Raw genomic sequence first — 16672 nt, 5'->3', positions numbered from 1 at the left:
ACTTCTCAGAGAATTTAGGGATCTGGGGTGAAACTCTTAATATAGTGTGATACTAAGCAAAGCTAGAAATACCAAAATCTGGTGGTATATCTTGTATTCTCCCCGGTCCAATGGCCTGTAATCCTTCTTTGAGGATAATATTACCAGTATACAAGGCTTTACCCACTATCACACCTGTTACACCTTGGGGTTCTAAAGCTGATAAACTTAATAAGTCAGTAACAGAACTTACACCACCAGAAGCAATTACGGGTATGGAAATGGCCGCAGCAAGTTCTCGTAATGCGTCTAAATTTGGTCCTTGTAATGTTCCGTCTCTGTTTATATCAGTATAAATTATCGCTGCTGCCCCTAATTCCTGCATTTGTACTGCTAGTTGGGTGGCTAATACTGATGAGGTTTCTAACCAACCACGAGTAGCAACTAAGCCGTTACGGGCATCTATACCAATAATAATCTTTTCAGGAAATTCTTGACAGAGTTCCTGGACTAGTTGGGGTTGTTCAACCGCGACAGTTCCCAGAATTGCCCAATCTACTCCCAGATTGAATAATTCTACCACACTGGAGCGATCGCGCAATCCGCCCCCAACTTCAATGGGTATGGAAAGATTATTTCTAATGGCTGCAATGGCGGCCAAGTTAACTATTTTACCAGCTTTTGCGCCATCTAAATCAACTAAGTGTAATCTGGTCGCGCCTTGGTCAGCCCACATTTTCGCAACTTCTACGGGATTTTCGCTAAATACTTGGGATTGTGCATAGTCTCCTTTATATAGTCGCACACAGCGACCTGCTAGTAAATCAATTGCGGGTATTACTTCCATAATTTGTCCGTTCTCCGTTGTCCGTTAACTGTCACCTGTTCCCTGTCCCCGTGGCGTAGCACCTGTCACCTGTCACCTAATTCCTGTAACCTGTCACCTGTTCCCTGTTCCCTGTTCCCTGTCCCCGTGGCGTAGCACCTGTCCCCGTGGCGTAGCACCTGTTCCCTGTCCCCGTGGCGTAGCACCTGTTCCCGTGGCGTAGCACCTGTCACCTGTCACCTGTTCCCTAATTCCTGTACTGCTTGGCGGAAGCCTAAGACTAGTAAGATGTTAGCCAGGGTTAAAAAGGCTTCTGCGCTGCCATGTAACCAGTCTACATTGGCTAATTGTTCTCCATACTGCACTTTGGCGTAAATACCAGCGGGAATAGTGACGGCGACAAATACCAATGTGCCGTAAAATCCATATAGGGCTAACCGTGGCATTTGTGGACTGCGGCTGATAAACCACAGGAAACCCAAATAGGGAAAAAGAGAAAGGGCAAAGAGGGTTTCTTTTGATATCATTGTTGTGATTTGATGGTTTGTGTCTTCATGGGGCTTGTAGGTTTGGTAGAACGCCAAATTATATAAGCTGCCGCCCAAAGGGTAAAGTTACCAACTAATGTCATGGTAGCTTGTAAGGTGACTAACCATTCTAGGGTTTGGGAATTGTCGAAATAATGCCAAGTACAAGCACACATTGCGCTAATTAAAGCTGGTAACATAGCAAAGGACAATCCCCACCAACTCCGATTTTTTGTCAGTTCACCATATATCCAAATTAGCCATATTGCGGTTATCCACTCAATGACGCTGGAAATATGAATTATCCAGGTGGGAATTGAAAGTACGTGCATAATTAATCTAAAATCTAGAATCTAAAATGGCGAAAATGCGGGTTTTATTGTCTGGGTATTACGGTAAGGGTAATGGTGGTGATGAAGCTTTGTTAGCCACACTCCTGCAAATGTTACCACTAGATGTTACTCCTGTGGTGCTTTCTGGAAATCCTGAAGAAACCCATCGTCATTACGGTGTGGAATGTTACAATCGTATGGCATTTTTCTCCGTCTTCAAGGCTTTGCGTTCTTGTGATGCTTTTGTTTGGGGTGGTGGTAGTTTAATGCAAGATGCTACTAGCACTATTAGCCCTTTTTATTATGGCGGATTGATGGCTTTAGCTCAAGTTATGGGTTTGAAAACTGTGGCTTGGGGACAGGGTATAGGTCCTTTGTTGCGTTCCCAAACTCGATTTTTAGCCCAGCAGAATTTTGCGGGTTGTACTCAAGTCAGTGTGCGCGACGTTGCTAGTTCTCGGTTATTATCAGATTGGAGTATACCCCATATCCTTGCCCCTGACCCGGTTTGGGCGTTAAAATCAAAGCCAGTACCGGAACTAGCAGAGTTACCAAAACCGAGAATTGCGGTGACTTTAAGAAATCATCCTCAATTAACAGAAAATCGGTTAACAAATTTAACTCAAGCCTTAGTTAATTTGCAAAAAGAAACTCAAGCCTTTATTTTACTATTGCCATTTCAAAAAAGTGAAGATCTAGGAATTGCGGAAAAAATTCATACTCAATTACAAGATGTGAGTAGAGTTATTTGTTCCGAAGATCCACAAATTTTAAAAGGTGTATTTCGCGGTGTAGAAATGTCCATAGGAATGCGTTTACATAGTTTAATTATGGCCGCTAGTGAAGGTTCTCGTTGTTTTGCACTGAGTTATGATCCTAAAGTCAATCATTTAATGGAAGATCTAAAAATACCTGGTTGGGATTTAAAAGATTTACCAGAGGATGTAGAGTTAATTAGTAAAACTTGGATTGATTATTATCATCATGGTGAATCCTTGTCAGATACGAAAATTCAATCTTTAGTAAATGGAGCTTTTTTACATCGGGATTTGTTAAGTAAAGTGTTAAAATGAAATTGATTCTATAATTTAGTTAAGGTTGATATCATCCTCAAGGAGATTGATTATGACAGCTATCACAGTCAACTTAAACCCCATTATCCAACTTACCGAAAACCAATTTTATCAACTCTGTCGAGAAAATCCTGAAGTCAAATTTGAACGCAATACCAAAGGAGAAATATTGATTATGTCACCAACAGGAGGAGAAACAGGAAAACGTAATGTGGAAGTTGCAGCAGATTTTGTGTTTTGGAATCGTCAAACTAAATTAGGAGTTTGTTTCGATTCTTCCACTTGTTTTAAACTTCCCAATGGTGCAAATCGTTCTCCTGATGTTGCTTGGATAAAAAAAGATAGATGGGATACACTGACACTAGAAGAACAGGAAAAATTTCCACCAATTGCTCCAGATTTTGTTTTAGAATTAATGTCACCCAGTGATAGTTTGCCAGAAACACGGGCAAAAATGCAGGAATATATGAATAATGGAGTTAAATTAGGTTGGTTAATTAATCGGAAAATGGGTCAAGTTGAAATTTATCGTCTTGGTAAACCAGTAGAAATATTAGACTTTCCTCAAGAATTATCAGGTGAAAATATTTTACCAGGATTTATTTTAAATATGGAAATTATTTGGGGATAGAAAGGTTTTCCCTAAAACGGCTAAGGTGCGTAAACCTTCAGGTGTTTCATGAAGCCTTGTCAAATCATCAGCATATTTATCTAGTTGTTCCAGTGGGATACCTGTACGGACAATTACAATTTCGCTGCTCATATTATTATTGAATCTTTATAAAAGATGAAAGTGTTCAAAAGCTTCTCTAATTAATGGCAATCTATCTGGAGGACAAGGATAAACTCTTGGTTTTCCTTGAGAACTGCGTTGAGATGCTTTAATTGCAAGTCCTAACTGTTCTTTAGCATGAGCAATCCAACAGGTTTTAACTGTTACCTGATGTTTAGTTTTGATGTAATCCTGGAGTTGCTTGTAAGTAGTCATACTTGAGAATTGATATTACCTAAGATGAAGATATTAAGGAAGATATTAAGATTTTAACGCACCTTGGGGAATTGGCAGAGGGATAGTAGTTATAATTGCAGAAGGGGCTATTTCATCGAAATCAGTCGGGTAGGCTTACTACAGCTTTAAGTATGAGTATAAACACACAATTTAAAGCTAAGGTAAACAACGGCAAAATTGAAATTCCCGTTGAGTATCAAGAACAAATATGCAGCGCCGAAATAGTGCAAATCGTGATTTTGCAACCTGCACCAACACAGAAACACTTTCCACCAACGGGTATTATCGCCCAGTTAACAGCAAATCCCATGCAAATATCAGGGTTCAAGCCACTCACCAGAGAGGAAGCAAATGAGCGCTGGTGAAATGATGCGATGTTTTATTGATTCCAATATTTGGCTATATCGCTTTATATTAAATTCCACTGATTCCAGTGCAATACAAAAGCAGAAAATAGCTACAAGGGTAACAAGTCAAGAAAACTTAATTATTACAGGACTTACGCAAAAAGAACCGAAAGTAGGGGTAATTCATGAATTACCCCTACACAAGAATAAGGTGTTCAGCCACATCTTATGTAAGTCCTATATTAGTACGCAAGTTATTAATGAGGTTTGTGCGAATTTAATTCGTAAAGCAGGTTGTGAACATGACTTAATTATTGAAAATACTTTAAATGAAACGTTTAAATTTGGCTGATAATTATCTTGAGGATATATCCAATTTTGAAAAAGATACTGAAATATATTACCAGTTATTGTCTCACGAGGTAAATAACTTTTAATCGTTGGTTGCACAGCGATTCCCATAACTATAGCCATAAAGAAATAGCAATAACTTATATCTAAACTATTTTTTTCTTTTTCTATTGCATCAAATACTGTGATTAAAGAATCTTCTAAACTTATTCCCTGAATGTTTTTCTCTTCATATAATTCTGCATAGGAATATGACTGAATTATCTCTATGACTAAACGTAAAGAATCAGGAATTTCAGCAGATAAAATCAGAGGAGACTTTTCAACTTCATGCAATATGAATGTCATAGTTAATTGCTACGGATAAGGATGTGTCCAGTAGATAGTTATTATCTATTTTTCCTAGTTCTCGGTTCTATAACATGAGGGTTTACTCCAAAATATTTCGCTGCTGCTGACATATCAAATGTTAATAAATTAATATCCCCTAACTCTTTAATACCTTGAGCTTGAGAAGATTTGATATCTAAAACTTGAATAATTTCCTCTGCGACTGCTTGCGCTAAAAGCGGGGGAACAGAATTACCAATTTGTCGAAAACCATGCCATTTTGTGGGATGAAATCTAAACCAATCAGGATAAGAATGTAAACGCGCAGCTTCCCTAACCGTAATACATCTGGGAATAAAAGGATGTATGGGACGAGGAGAAGTAAATGCACCTTTATTACTAGGTGTTCCCGCTCTTAAAGTATTACATAAACCATGAGGATCAAGTTTATGAAAACGACTAATTGATTCGATTTTACCATGGGGTGTAGAGGCAAATCTTTCCATAGATTCGGGTGAGTGTTTACTTCTTAAACTTGATGTGAGTAAATTATGATCATACTGACGTTGATAAGAATAGTTATTTTTGACAATTTCCAGATTACGCAGTTTTTTAGCATAATTACTAGGGTTACTAAATTCAGTAATTATCCAATCTTGTTGATATAATTCTGGATAGTTTTCTATGACTGGTAAATCTTGTAATGCGTCCCAAACTGTCGGAGATTTTTGATTAGGGAATGTAATTTTTTCTGGATATTTTGGAACTTCTATATTTTGACGTGAACCGACTAAAAATAACCTTTCTCGATTTTGTGGTACTCCATAATTAGCCGCATTTAAAACTTGATAATTTGCATTAACTTGATAACCACTTTCGGAAAATTGATTAATGATTTCTGCAATAAATTCTTTATGTTTCCCGACTGTCATTCCTTTGACATTTTCCAATACAAAAAACTTAGGTTGTAATTCTCTAACCAACCTAATAAAATGGAAAACTAAAGAGTTTCGGGGATCATCAAAAGAACGTTTTCCCATTAATGAAAAACCTTGACAGGGTGGACCACCAAATACTACATCAATTTCTTGATTAGCAATTTGAGAACTATTCCTAATTTCTTCCCCTGTTGTCTCTTCCACGCTTTTACATAATACAGTCCAAAAAGGAAAATTAAATTGATGAATTGCACAATGAATTGGGTCTATTTCCACAGATGCAAGGACATCAAACCCAGCTTGTTCAAAGCCTAATGTCATCCCTCCTGCACCCGCAAATAAATCAACTGCAATTGGTCGTTTTTTGGCCATTTTAACTATTATCTACTTTTTCATTGCTAATATTTCTTTGGCTGTGCGATCGCACACTCCCAATTCTCCCAAAGAATAGCGCATTTCTTGATAATCTGTCAAGGTTTTTTGTCTTTTTTGACAATTCAATAATAATTCCATAGCAGCTTGAGTAATATTCTCTGTTGTGGCTTTTTCCTGTAAAAATTCTGGAACAATTTCGCGCATGACAACTAAATTTACTGGAGAAGCAAAGGGAATTGAACCTTTAAGAATATGACGTGCAATCCAAGCTGTAAGGGGGTGTAGACGATAAACTACAACTTGGGGAACATTTAATAATGCTAATTCTAAATTCACAGTTCCCGATTTAGTAATTGCAAAATCAGCCGCTGCAAAAACTTCTCTTTCTTTACCTAATACTACCGTAGCTTGCAAACTATAATCTTTAATTGCTGCTGTAATTGTATTTCTAAATGTTTCCAAAGATAGAGGAATTAAAAAATGGACATTTGGTAAATTAGATTGAATATTTTTAGCCGCTGCAAAAATAATTGGTAACAGATATTTTAATTCTTGATGACGGGAAGCTGGTAACAAAGCAATGGTAATTTCTTCCTCTTTAATTCCTAATTTTTCCCTGGCAATTTCTCGACTGGGTGCATTTGCCATTCTATCAATTAAAGGATGTCCTACCCAACAGACATTTGCCCCATTTTGTTGATAATACCGCGCTTCTTCTGGGAAAATTGCTAATAGTTTATCTGTAAAACCAACAATGCGGTTGGTATTTTGAAAACTCATTGACCATACCCACTCTTGAGGAGCAATATAATAAGCAACAGGAACATCAGGTAAATTTTCCTTCATGTAAGTCCCAATTCCCAAATTAGGACCCATATAATCAATTAGTACCACCAAATCAGGGGGATTTTCTTTTAAATAAGCGATCGCACTCCGTTGTACTCTTAATGTAGGAATAACATAAGGCAAAGATTCAATCAAACCCATTGAACCAATACCACTGGTATTACCCAAAATTTTCGCCCCAGCTTGCGCCATTTTCTCCCCACCCAAAGCTACAATTTCTAAGGTCAACCCAACAGCCACAGCTTGACGTTGAAGCGCTGCAATTAATAGCGAACCCTGTAGATCTCCAGAAACTTCACCAGTACTAATAAATATCCGCATTTTAGATTTTAGATTTTAGATTTTTACTTACTTTTCTATTTTTTTTATTATTCTTCTTTTCTTCCTTCGTGTCCTTTGCGTCTTTGTGGTTTTTTAAAACTTTATTCTTCTCCCCAAAACAGAGTCACTGGTAAATTTTGAGGACGGGAAAACCCCGCCCCAGATTTGATTTCCTATTCATTATTCATCAATGACTGTTTTTTTGCCTTTTCCGGGAATTAACCCTCGTCTTCCCGGCATTTGGGAAAGTAGCAAAAAACGGCGAAGATGTTTTAATTCTTCCGTATCTCCCAAATTTTCCAACTCTTGTAAAGCATCTTTAAACAGCAAATCAGAATGATAAAGCAGACGGAAAGCCTTTTTAATTAATTGAAAATCGCTAACAGCCATCCCTGAACGTTTTAATCCTACCAAATTGAGCGATCGCACTCTTGCAGGATTTCCCTCCACTAACATATAAGGAGGTACATCCCTATCAATACGTGCCATACCGCCTATCATTGACATTCCCCCAATATGGACAAATTGATGCACACCTAAAACACCGCTCAACCTAGCTCGTGATTCAATATGTACATGACCTGCCAATGCTACAGAGTTAGCAATAATAACAGAATCTGAAATCTCACAATTATGACCTACATGAACATAGGCCATTAATAAATTGCCATTACCGATCACTGTCGCTTCTCCACGTCCAGTAGCGCGGTTAATCGTTACGTACTCCCGGATAGAATTATTGTTACCAATTCTTACCCAAGTCGGTTCTCCCAGGTATTTGAGGTCTTGCGGCTGCATACCGATAACGGCGCCGGAAAAAATCTGATTTCCTGTACCAATTTCACAAAGTCCCTCTAGGACAACGTGAGAGCCAATTACAGTATCTGCACCAACTTTAACATTCTCTCCTATCACAGCATAAGCACCGACTTGCACTGTTGGGTGGAGTTTTGCGTTAGCATGAATGACAGCAGTTGGATGAATAAGTGTTTTCAAAGGTGAATCTCCCAAATTAAGTGCTTTTTTATATCCAGTATTTCAGTGAAGAAACTTGTCGGGTAAAGTAAGTTATGTGTGAGGGCGAAAATTGAAAATTAGGGGTATAGTAGTGTTTAATTTATTCAAACTTTCTCAAAGCTACAACGTATCTAAACATTAGCCATTGAGATTTCTTTAATTGCAATTAATGATTAACTAATCAAAGAAAACATCAATTCCCCTTCAGCAGCTAATTGTCCATTAACTTCCGCTTTTCCTTGCATTTTTCCAAAACGACGCTGCTTTACCCACAACAGTTCCACCGTCATGACTAATTGATCTCCGGGAACAACTTGACGACGAAAACGAACTTTATCAATACCGGCAAATACAAATAGTCCTCCTTGTGAATCTGGCATTTGCGTCATGACCACACCCCCAACCTGTGCCATTGCCTCAATAATTAGCACACCGGGCATCAGCGATCGCCCTGGAAAATGCCCTTGAAATTGGGGTTCATTAAAGCTAACATTTTTAATACCCACGGCTTTTTTTCCAGGAACATAGTCAATAATCCGATCTACCAGTAAAAATGGATAACGATGGGGTAATAGTTCCTGAATTTCCTCAATACTAAAGGTAGTTTTAATAGTCTGTGGATTGCTTGACGGAGAATTAGATTCAGTAATAGTGGACATTAGTGGTACTTTACGTAAGTTATTAGACACCAAAATAAGTAAATTGGTAAATTGGGGAATTTTAGATCAATTCTAAAATCCTGTTTGCTAGTTTAATGTGTAAATTATGACTAGCCTTGTAAGCCAAAAAATGAGCTATAGGGAAATTTCCCAGCAAACTCAAATCTCCTACTAGATCCAAGATTTTATGACGAACTGGTTCATTTGCAAATCGTAATGGTGGATTTAACCAACCTTGGGGACCACAAACTAGAGCATTATCTAAACTCCCACCTTTAATTAATCCCGATTTTTGTAAATGTTCAATTTGATGCTGTAACCCAAAAGTTCGCGCAGGTGCAATTTCTGAAACAAAGTCAGCAGAAGACTTTTCTAAATCTGTACTCATTAAAAAACTGTACCATTGATTACCAATTGCCGGCAAATTAAAATCTATACCATAGCTAAAACGAGTTTCTGGAGCGGGTAAAGCGCAAACAAAAGCATCACCCTCATAAATCCAAATAGGTTCAGTAATAATTAAAGGTGTAGTTATTTTCACTAGTTGTTGGGAAACTAAACCGACTTCCGCAATTTTCTGACACCAAATTTCAGCCGAACCGTCTAAAAGGGGTATTTCCGGTCCATCAATTTCAATTTTGACATTATCAACCCCCATAGCTGCCAAAGCCGCCAATAAATGCTCTACAGTGCGAACACAGACTTGATTCTTACCCAATTGAGTAGAAAGCACAGTCTGACTCACAGCCGCAATTTGCGCGGGGATAATTGGTGAACCAGGTAAATCTACCCGGACAAAAAAGCGACCACTTCCCGCTGGTGCTGCTAATATTCGCACTTGAGTTTTAACACCACTATGCAGCCCCACACCAGTCTGAGTAATTTCCCCAGCTAAAGTATGTTGCTGCATAGTCTCACCATCTGTAATATTGTAACTAATATTGCCCATCTTCCATCTTGAGTAGAAACCCTGATTAATATTGTCCTGATTATTGACCAAACAAATTAAAATCTTTCCCCGATCCCAAAATTAATCCGACTTTCATTATTATCAGTGATCCCGTAATCTATCCGAATAGGTCCTAGTGGTGATTGTATCCGCAAACCTAAACCATAGCCATAACCGTCGCCACTTTTATTTAACAATTGTGCGGCTTTGGTACTAGTTCCCAAGTCACTACCATAATCAAAAAATAGTGCGCCACTGACAACAGAGAAAACAGGAAACCGATACTCAGCCGCAGCTTGGATATAACTGCTACCAGATCCTAATCTACCTTCACCATAACCCCGCACCGAGTTACTACCACCGAGAGTAAAAGCTTCATAGGGAGGTAAATCTCCTAAAATCGTCCCCCCTTGGGCGTTAAATGCTAAAGTTTCTGGTTTTTTACTAAAGCCAATCAATTTAATCGGTAGATACTGACTATAGTTACCCCGGAACCTAGTCATAAAAATACCACCTGAACCTACAGGTACAGATTGATCAAGTCCAAAGCTGAGGTAAGAACCTTTTGTGGGTTGGTTCGGATTATTACGGAGATCCCTTTGCGCTCCTAACTTGAGTAGAAATAAATCGTCTTCTCCTGAAGGGGAAACAGTTAAGGGAATTTTAGCACTAATGTTGCTACCATCAAATAGCGCCCCTTCTGTCCTCAAATTACCATCAGCATCACGACCAGAAACCCGTTGATATTGTAGTCCAGCAGAAGCCACCCATGCTGCATTTTTGTAGGGATTGGTCGTCAATGGACGAGTAAATGTGATACCACCACCCAAACGAGTAATCCGGGGGCTAACCTGGGCATCTGTATTCGTAATATTATTGGGATCGAAAGTCTCTATGTTTTTATCTTTACCTTCAAAAATCAAGGAAATAGAACGACGACGGAAAATATTAGTTGTATAAGAAGTGCGATAAGGATCACCCGCAATCCAAGGATCAGTAAATCGCAAGTCAAATAGTAGTTCCCGTTCCCCTAACTGTACCTCTGTTCCCAATTTTTGGTTTCTTCCCCCCAGGTTTTGCTGCTGATAGCTGATAGTTCCAAACAAACCACTGGCGGAACTAATCCCCGCCCCTGCGGCAATAGAGCCGCTACTGCGTTCTGCTACATTTATTACTACAGTAACTTTACTCGGATCAGTTCCAGGATCAAGGGAAACATTGACATCTTCAAACAACGCTAACCCAAAAACCCTTTGTAAGTCTCTTTGAACAATGTTACGGTTAAATACCTGCCCAGGTTTTAACTCTACTTCCCTAGTAATTATATAATCTTTTGTCCGTCCCCGAATTGGTTCTCCCTTCTCGTTGACCTCTTGTCCTTCTTTATCGCGGAATTTAACTTTCACGTTTTCCACCACCCCTTCTGCTATCTGTAGGGTGACAACTCCATTTTCTGATATCTTAGGTACTCCAATTAAGTTGGCTAATACATAACCTTGGTCTTGATAACGTTTGGTTAATTGTTTGATTCCCTCTTGTAATTCCCGCAAGTTGAGAATTTTTCCATATTGACTACTAAATATTTCTTGTGCAGTTTCCCCAGGAAGTACGGAAGCTACACCCGTTCCAGGATTTGCTTCTAATTCTACTTTACTGAGAATAGGATTAGGGGTGACAATAAAACTCACCCGTACGCCCAGGGGTGTATCTTCTGGAAGCGCTTGCACGTTGGAGAAAAGCCCAATTCTCACAATCGCATTAATATCTTCTTGCAGTTGAGAACGGGTTGCTGTCTGTCCCGCTTGGGTACGAATGACTTTGTAAATTTCCGCTTCTAATTCGGGCGTGATTTTTCCCGTCTCCGTTTTCACAACTACTTCTGACACCAACACCCGCGCTTCCGTTGTTTCTGGATTAGGAGATGATGTCGGTGGTGTTGTCGGGAGATTCTGATTTTCTTGATTAGATTCAGTCTCGGAGGGTTGGGTGGGCTTTGGTTGTGGAACTTGTGCTGTGATTGGAGTTGTTGTAGTGTTTGGCACAATCACAGCAGCATTATTTACTAGTGCTGAATTGGTTGTTAAAACTTTAACAATAGAAGAATCTTGGTGAGATGCTTTTTCTATAATCCTTGGGGCAACCACGGCGGGATTACACTGGGCAACCACGGGGGGATTATTGCCCCTACATTCGTTTTTGTCAATTTTACCAGGATTGTGCTTGTCTAGTTGATTTGTATCTACTGTCAAAATTTCTGTTGTCCCTGCAAGACTATTAACAGCTTGGGCATTTGCCTTGACGGAAGAACCAACAATGGGAACTGTAATGGCTACCATTGCCATTAATCCCCGTGTTAAACTTGTTTTAATCATTTTTCTCTCTACTACCACACACCATTAATCGTCAAAAGTTATTTACCCTGTTTAAGTAGTTTATACTACTTTTAATACTCTTTGTAAAACCTGCTGGTAAGCATTCTCTATATTTCCTAAGTCACGACGAAAACGATCTTTATCCATAATTCGGTTCTCAGGATCGGTTTGGTTCATGTCCCATAAACGACAGGTATCAGGACTAATTTCGTCGGCTAATAGTATTTGCTGTTGGTGGTCTACACCAAATTCAAGTTTAAAGTCTACCAAGGTAATCTGGCATTTTTCCCAAAACTCCTGGAGAAATTTGTTGATTTCTAATGCTAGATGGGTAATTTGATCAACTTGTTCCGGTCTCGCTAATTCTAAAAGCAATAAGCGATCGCGCGTCAGTAAAGGATCACCTAAATCATCATTTTTGTAATAAAATTCCACTAAAGGCTTTGATAAAACTGTACCTGGTATTAACCCAGTTTCCTTGCACAGACTACCAGCCGCAATGTTCCTCACCACTACCTCCACAGGGATGATTTTTACAGCTTTTACTCGCATTAAATGCGGGGCTGGACTATCAATAAAATGAGTTTTAATACCCTGTTTAGCCAATTGTTGAAATAGTTGGCTAGAAATACTACAGTTGATCATCCCCTTATTCTCAATGCTGCCGCGTTTTTGAGCATTAAAAGCTGTAGCATCATCTTTAAAATCAGCCAACAAAATTTCCGGATCTTCTGTAGCGTAGAGAATTTTAGCTTTGCCTTCGTAGAGTTTAGAATTAACAGACATGATAAGATATTAAAAACTGTTTTTGGTAGTGGACGGCTTTGATGAAATCAGCTTCACCATTTTATCTTTAGTTATTAGTCATTGGTGAACAGGACTTTTCGGCATATTTCACCAACTAATTTAAGTTAACTAATTTAAGTTCTTCCGATCTATTCTAGACCGGTAATGTAAAATTATTACTCTTATCTGTTCCCTGTCACTTGATTAATTAAGCTAAACCCACTAAAAAAATATGTATAAATCATTAGGTTACCTCATATTTCATATATTTAAATATACTTAATTTTCCTGATAGATGGCAGTAGTCATGTATCTAATCTGAATCTGTTTTGAATGTGTCTGATCTTCTGCCAAAATTTGATTTGCAAAATATTGTAGAATATATTAATCTATTTTCAGGAATATAGTCATAACTTACAGAAGATTATATAATCTGTTGTTAATAAATAAGGGGATAATCAGACATGACCAATTACTCTAAAGCTCCACCTATAGCCTGTGAAACCCCGCACTATCAGATGAATGCTAAAAAACTCCTCAAGTGCCTGACTGATAAATACATATCCAGGCATAGGATTTAGCAAAAGCCCGCAGGGTAAGCATTCTGTTACATTTTATTTTCCATCTACTTATAAGTAGATATGATGTCGAAAAGGCTGGTAACGGTATATGTTTTATAGAGTATTTGAGTAAATGGAGAAAAAATAGTGAGTATCAGTAAAGACGATTTTCTCTATCCCCGTAGTCGCTACTATGGTCATGTAAAACCAGAAAACTTGGTATTCAACGCTAATTTACAGGAGTTTGCTCAAAAAGTTGGCTATATCTGTAACCTAGAAACAGGTGGGAAAATTCCCACTGAGGAAGCGTATAAACAAATAAAGTTACTTTGGAAGCAGTTGAAGCAATCAAAAAAACAACTGAAAATAGGCGAACAACCTTCCCAAAATAACAGTTTTGAAGAGGGTAGTTAACTAGTTAATTATCATGTTTTAGCCAAAGATACCGCAGGGTGGAAAAGTCCCTGTGGTTTATGTCACAGGTCACGGAAAACGGTAATTAAGAATTGAATTTTTCATTGAAGACTATTTTTTGATAATAATCTTGAAGTTGTTGTGTAGCAGATGACCATCCCCATTTCTCCGCTTCTGCACGGGCATTTTTACGGATAATATTTATTTCCTGTTTTTCTTTTAACAGACCTATAGTAGCATTAATCGCTTCTTGAATATCAGCTTGGGGATCAAAAAGATATCCATTTACACCATCTGTGACAATATCAGGTATACCTCCAGAACGGGCTGCTACAACTGGACAACCGGAAGCCATGGCTTCTAGCAGCACTAATCCTAATGTTTCTGTGCGGGAAGGAAAAATAAAAGCATCAGCGCTGGCAAAGGCAGAGCCTAATTCTTTACCTATGAGATAACCGACAAAATAAGTATTTGTGCCAGCAAAGTGTTTTTCTAAAGCTTGGCGGTGGGGACCATCTCCCACTAATGCTAATCTGGCATCAGGAATAGCTGCTAAAATCGGTTTAATGCGTTCGATTTCCTTTTCCGCAGAAAGACGACCAACATACAATAATAACGGGCTATCTGGATGATTTTGGGAAAGATGCGATCGCATTTTGTCACTAGCCAACTCAGGATGAAATAACTCTGTATCTACCCCCCGTTGCCACAAATCCACTCTTTCAATTCCATGTGCTGAAAGTTCCTTGACCATTGCCGTAGAGGTACAAAGGTTTAATGCTGCTTGATTATGACCAGCCTTCAGCAACTCCCATAGTAGTCCTTCTAACATCCCTAAACCGTAATGTTGCAGATATTGTGGCAAGTGAGTATGATAAGAAGCCACCAAAGGAATTTTGAGAACTTTACTATAAAAAATCCCTGATAGTCCCAAAACAGCGGGATTAACAACATGAATAATATCTGGTTTAAATTCTGCTAAAGCGTGACCAATGGCAGGGCGAGGTAGTGACATTTTTAACTCTGGATAGAGCGGTAAAGGAAAGCCACTAACTCCGTAAACTTTCGCACCTTTATGTTCAGTGATGCCACCGTCGGGGGCAAATACCAAAACTTGATTTCCATGACGTTGTAAATGGTCAACAGTATGACGGAGGCGTGTCACAATGCCGTCAACTTTCGGTAAAAAGGTTTCTGTAAATAGGGCAATTCGCATAAAAAACCAGAAAGCAGGAGTCAGGAGTTAAGAGTCAGGAGTCAGGAGTCAGGAATTTAGGAGAAAGAACCATAGAAATTTCTCTCCCTGTCAACGGTCAACGGTCAACGGTCAACGGTCAACTGTCAACTGTCAACGGTCAACTGTCAACTGTCAACTGTCACCCGTCAACTGTCAACTGTCAACTGTCAACTGTCACCCGTCAACTGTCACCTATGTTCTATGCCAAGAAACCTTGGGAAGAATTTGTTTGTGATCAACTCGGTTCTGATACTTGACAGCAAAGTTTAAAAGCGAATCAAGTAAAGAATCTGAAAGCAGGTGAGGTTGTAAACCCAAATCCAAGAGTTTAGTATTTTTCGCATTGAAATAGTGTTCTTCCTTCTCCACTCTAGGATTATCTATGTGGTTAATATCCACATTTAACCCCATAGCGTTACCGGCTTTTTTCACCATCATTGCCAAATCACCGACACTAAATAGTTCAGTAAATTGGTTAAACACACGAAATTCTCCCGGTTCAGCAGGATTAGCGATCGCTAATTCAATACATCGTACCGTATCCCGAATATCCAAGAATCCGCGAGTTTGTCCACCTTTACCGTAGACGGTGAGGGGATGTCCTACGCTGGCTTGAATACAGAAACGGTTAAGTGCTGTACCAAATACACCATCATAATCCAAGCGGTTAATTAACAGTTCGTCCATCCCCGTTTCATCAGTTAAGACACCGTAAACTATCCCTTGATTTAAGTCTGTAGCCCTTAACCCCCAAATCCGACAAGCAAAATGGATATTATGGCTATCATGGACTTTGCTCAAGTGATACATTGAACCGGGCTGCTTAGGATAGGGCAAAGTATCCTTACGTCCGTTGTGTTCAATCGTGATGTATCCTTCTTCAATGTCAATATTAGGAGTTCCATACTCACCCATAGTTCCCAATTTCACCAAATGGCAATCTGGGAAATCTTCCCGCATGATATACAGCAAGTTCAACGTACCCACCACATTATTGACCTGGGTAAGAACAGCGTGTTCACGGTCAATCATGGAAAATGGGGCTGAACGCTGTTCACCAAAATGCACGATTGCTGTCGGCTGAAATTGATGTAAGGCCTTATGCAGAAACTCGTAATTAGTAATATCGCCAATAAACAGATCAATAGACTTACTAGTCAAATCTTGCCATCGCTGGAGACGCTGCTGAATTGGTGCGATTGGGGTCAGGGTTTCTACACCCAGTTCATTATCCCAGTGTCGTCGCACCAAACTATCTAAAATGCCAACTTCATAACCTCGATTAGAAAGGTAAAGCGCGGTTGCCCAACCACAATACCCATCACCACCAATAACCAGGACTTTCATCTTTACCAGTTTTTACTCGCTGATAGCTAAATCTATCAGGTTTATGTCCCCTCTTCATCATTAAATTCTTACTAAGA

20 protein-coding genes are annotated in these 16672 nt (G+C 39.1%); 4 read left to right on the top strand and 16 right to left on the bottom strand.

Going from position 1 to position 16672, the window contains the following annotated elements; genetic code table 11:
* Nucleotides 1-52: 52 nt before the first annotated feature.
* The 4 genes from hisA to H6F39_RS04445 all read right to left on the bottom strand — a co-directional run bounded on the left by hisA (nucleotide 53) and on the right by H6F39_RS04445 (nucleotide 1664).
* Nucleotides 53-826 carry a 1-(5-phosphoribosyl)-5-[(5-phosphoribosylamino)methylideneamino]imidazole-4-carboxamide isomerase gene (hisA, locus tag H6F39_RS04455; RefSeq protein ID WP_137906985.1) on the bottom strand — a complete coding sequence of 258 codons (774 nt, stop codon included), beginning with the start codon at nucleotides 824-826 and terminating at the stop codon, nucleotides 53-55.
* Nucleotides 827-919: 93 nt separating this feature from the next.
* Complete coding sequence (locus H6F39_RS20940) at nucleotides 920-1045, bottom strand: hypothetical protein (RefSeq protein WP_255501516.1); 126 nt, start codon at nucleotides 1043-1045, stop codon at nucleotides 920-922.
* Nucleotides 1042-1332 (bottom strand): DUF3593 domain-containing protein, encoded by a 291-nt coding sequence (locus H6F39_RS04450; RefSeq protein WP_137906986.1) that lies wholly within the window; start codon nucleotides 1330-1332, stop codon nucleotides 1042-1044. Before H6F39_RS04450 ends, H6F39_RS20940 begins: the two co-directional genes overlap by 4 nt.
* Complete coding sequence (locus tag H6F39_RS04445; protein WP_137906987.1) at nucleotides 1329-1664, bottom strand: DUF2499 domain-containing protein; 336 nt, start codon at nucleotides 1662-1664, stop codon at nucleotides 1329-1331. Before H6F39_RS04445 ends, H6F39_RS04450 begins: the two co-directional genes overlap by 4 nt.
* A gap of 26 nt (nucleotides 1665-1690) precedes the next feature.
* On the opposite strand from H6F39_RS04445, the gene csaB reads away from it, so the two are divergent.
* Together csaB and H6F39_RS04435 are read left to right on the top strand one after the other, a co-directional pair.
* Nucleotides 1691-2737 carry a polysaccharide pyruvyl transferase CsaB gene (gene csaB / locus H6F39_RS04440; protein WP_190396306.1) on the top strand — a complete coding sequence of 349 codons (1047 nt, stop codon included), beginning with the start codon at nucleotides 1691-1693 and terminating at the stop codon, nucleotides 2735-2737.
* 52 nt (nucleotides 2738-2789) lie between these two features.
* Nucleotides 2790-3368: a Uma2 family endonuclease gene (locus H6F39_RS04435; protein WP_137906989.1), complete on the top strand. Its 579-nt coding sequence runs from the start codon at nucleotides 2790-2792 to the stop codon at nucleotides 3366-3368.
* Here H6F39_RS04435 and H6F39_RS04430 read toward each other — a convergent pair.
* Together H6F39_RS04430 and H6F39_RS04425 are read right to left on the bottom strand one after the other, a co-directional pair.
* On the bottom strand, nucleotides 3342-3500 hold the full coding sequence (locus H6F39_RS04430; protein ID WP_190396305.1) for a hypothetical protein: 159 nt from the start codon (nucleotides 3498-3500) through the stop codon (nucleotides 3342-3344). The two genes, H6F39_RS04435 and H6F39_RS04430, sit on opposite strands and share 27 nt — an antisense overlap.
* A 15-nt stretch (nucleotides 3501-3515) precedes the next feature.
* Nucleotides 3516-3725 carry a hypothetical protein gene (locus H6F39_RS04425; RefSeq protein WP_137906990.1) on the bottom strand — a complete coding sequence of 70 codons (210 nt, stop codon included), beginning with the start codon at nucleotides 3723-3725 and terminating at the stop codon, nucleotides 3516-3518.
* Between the two features lie 152 nt (nucleotides 3726-3877).
* Between H6F39_RS04425 and H6F39_RS04420 the strand changes: the two genes are divergently transcribed.
* Entirely contained in the window at nucleotides 3878-4111 is a 234-nt protein-coding gene (locus tag H6F39_RS04420; RefSeq protein ID WP_190396304.1) for a hypothetical protein, read from the top strand.
* Nucleotides 4112-4330: 219 nt separating this feature from the next.
* Here H6F39_RS04420 and H6F39_RS04415 read toward each other — a convergent pair whose 3' ends face one another.
* The 8 genes from H6F39_RS04415 to purC form a co-directional block, all read right to left on the bottom strand.
* A complete protein-coding gene (locus tag H6F39_RS04415; protein ID WP_242028608.1) occupies nucleotides 4331-4792 on the bottom strand; it encodes a hypothetical protein in 462 nt (153 codons plus the stop codon).
* Nucleotides 4793-4833: 41 nt separating this feature from the next.
* Nucleotides 4834-6084 (bottom strand): DNA cytosine methyltransferase, encoded by a 1251-nt coding sequence (locus H6F39_RS04410; protein ID WP_190396303.1) that lies wholly within the window; start codon nucleotides 6082-6084, stop codon nucleotides 4834-4836.
* 12 nt (nucleotides 6085-6096) lie between these two features.
* The gene (gene lpxB / locus H6F39_RS04405) at nucleotides 6097-7254 is read right to left on the bottom strand and encodes a lipid-A-disaccharide synthase (protein ID WP_190371803.1); all 1158 of its coding nucleotides are present in this window, start codon (nucleotides 7252-7254) and stop codon (nucleotides 6097-6099) included.
* Between the two features lie 180 nt (nucleotides 7255-7434).
* Nucleotides 7435-8250, bottom strand: coding sequence for an acyl-ACP--UDP-N-acetylglucosamine O-acyltransferase (gene lpxA, locus H6F39_RS04400; RefSeq protein WP_190396302.1), 816 nt, complete (start codon nucleotides 8248-8250; stop codon nucleotides 7435-7437).
* Between the two features lie 194 nt (nucleotides 8251-8444).
* Nucleotides 8445-8930 (bottom strand): 3-hydroxyacyl-ACP dehydratase FabZ, encoded by a 486-nt coding sequence (gene fabZ / locus H6F39_RS04395; protein ID WP_137906995.1) that lies wholly within the window; start codon nucleotides 8928-8930, stop codon nucleotides 8445-8447.
* Between the two features lie 61 nt (nucleotides 8931-8991).
* Nucleotides 8992-9840, bottom strand: coding sequence for a UDP-3-O-acyl-N-acetylglucosamine deacetylase (lpxC, locus tag H6F39_RS04390; RefSeq protein ID WP_137906996.1), 849 nt, complete (start codon nucleotides 9838-9840; stop codon nucleotides 8992-8994).
* A 95-nt stretch (nucleotides 9841-9935) separates the two neighbouring features.
* Entirely contained in the window at nucleotides 9936-12251 is a 2316-nt protein-coding gene (locus H6F39_RS04385) for a BamA/TamA family outer membrane protein (RefSeq protein WP_137906997.1), read from the bottom strand.
* A 60-nt stretch (nucleotides 12252-12311) separates the two neighbouring features.
* Complete coding sequence (purC, locus tag H6F39_RS04380; protein WP_137906998.1) at nucleotides 12312-13037, bottom strand: phosphoribosylaminoimidazolesuccinocarboxamide synthase; 726 nt, start codon at nucleotides 13035-13037, stop codon at nucleotides 12312-12314.
* 713 nt (nucleotides 13038-13750) lie between these two features.
* On the opposite strand from purC, the gene H6F39_RS04375 reads away from it, so the two are divergent.
* A complete protein-coding gene (locus tag H6F39_RS04375) occupies nucleotides 13751-14011 on the top strand; it encodes a hypothetical protein (RefSeq protein WP_137907037.1) in 261 nt (86 codons plus the stop codon).
* A gap of 85 nt (nucleotides 14012-14096) precedes the next feature.
* Here H6F39_RS04375 and H6F39_RS04370 read toward each other — a convergent pair whose 3' ends face one another.
* Nucleotides 14097-15227, bottom strand: coding sequence for a glycosyltransferase family 1 protein (locus tag H6F39_RS04370; RefSeq protein ID WP_190396301.1), 1131 nt, complete (start codon nucleotides 15225-15227; stop codon nucleotides 14097-14099).
* A 213-nt stretch (nucleotides 15228-15440) separates the two neighbouring features.
* On the bottom strand, nucleotides 15441-16595 hold the full coding sequence (locus tag H6F39_RS04365; protein ID WP_137907000.1) for an NAD-dependent epimerase/dehydratase family protein: 1155 nt from the start codon (nucleotides 16593-16595) through the stop codon (nucleotides 15441-15443).
* Between the last annotated feature and the right edge of the window lie 77 nt (nucleotides 16596-16672).

The sequence above is a fragment of the Dolichospermum sp. FACHB-1250 genome (assembly GCF_014696335.1).
Lineage (GTDB): Bacteria > Cyanobacteriota > Cyanobacteriia > Cyanobacteriales > Nostocaceae > Dolichospermum > Dolichospermum planctonicum.
This window is presented reverse-complemented; position numbering and strand designations above follow the sequence as displayed.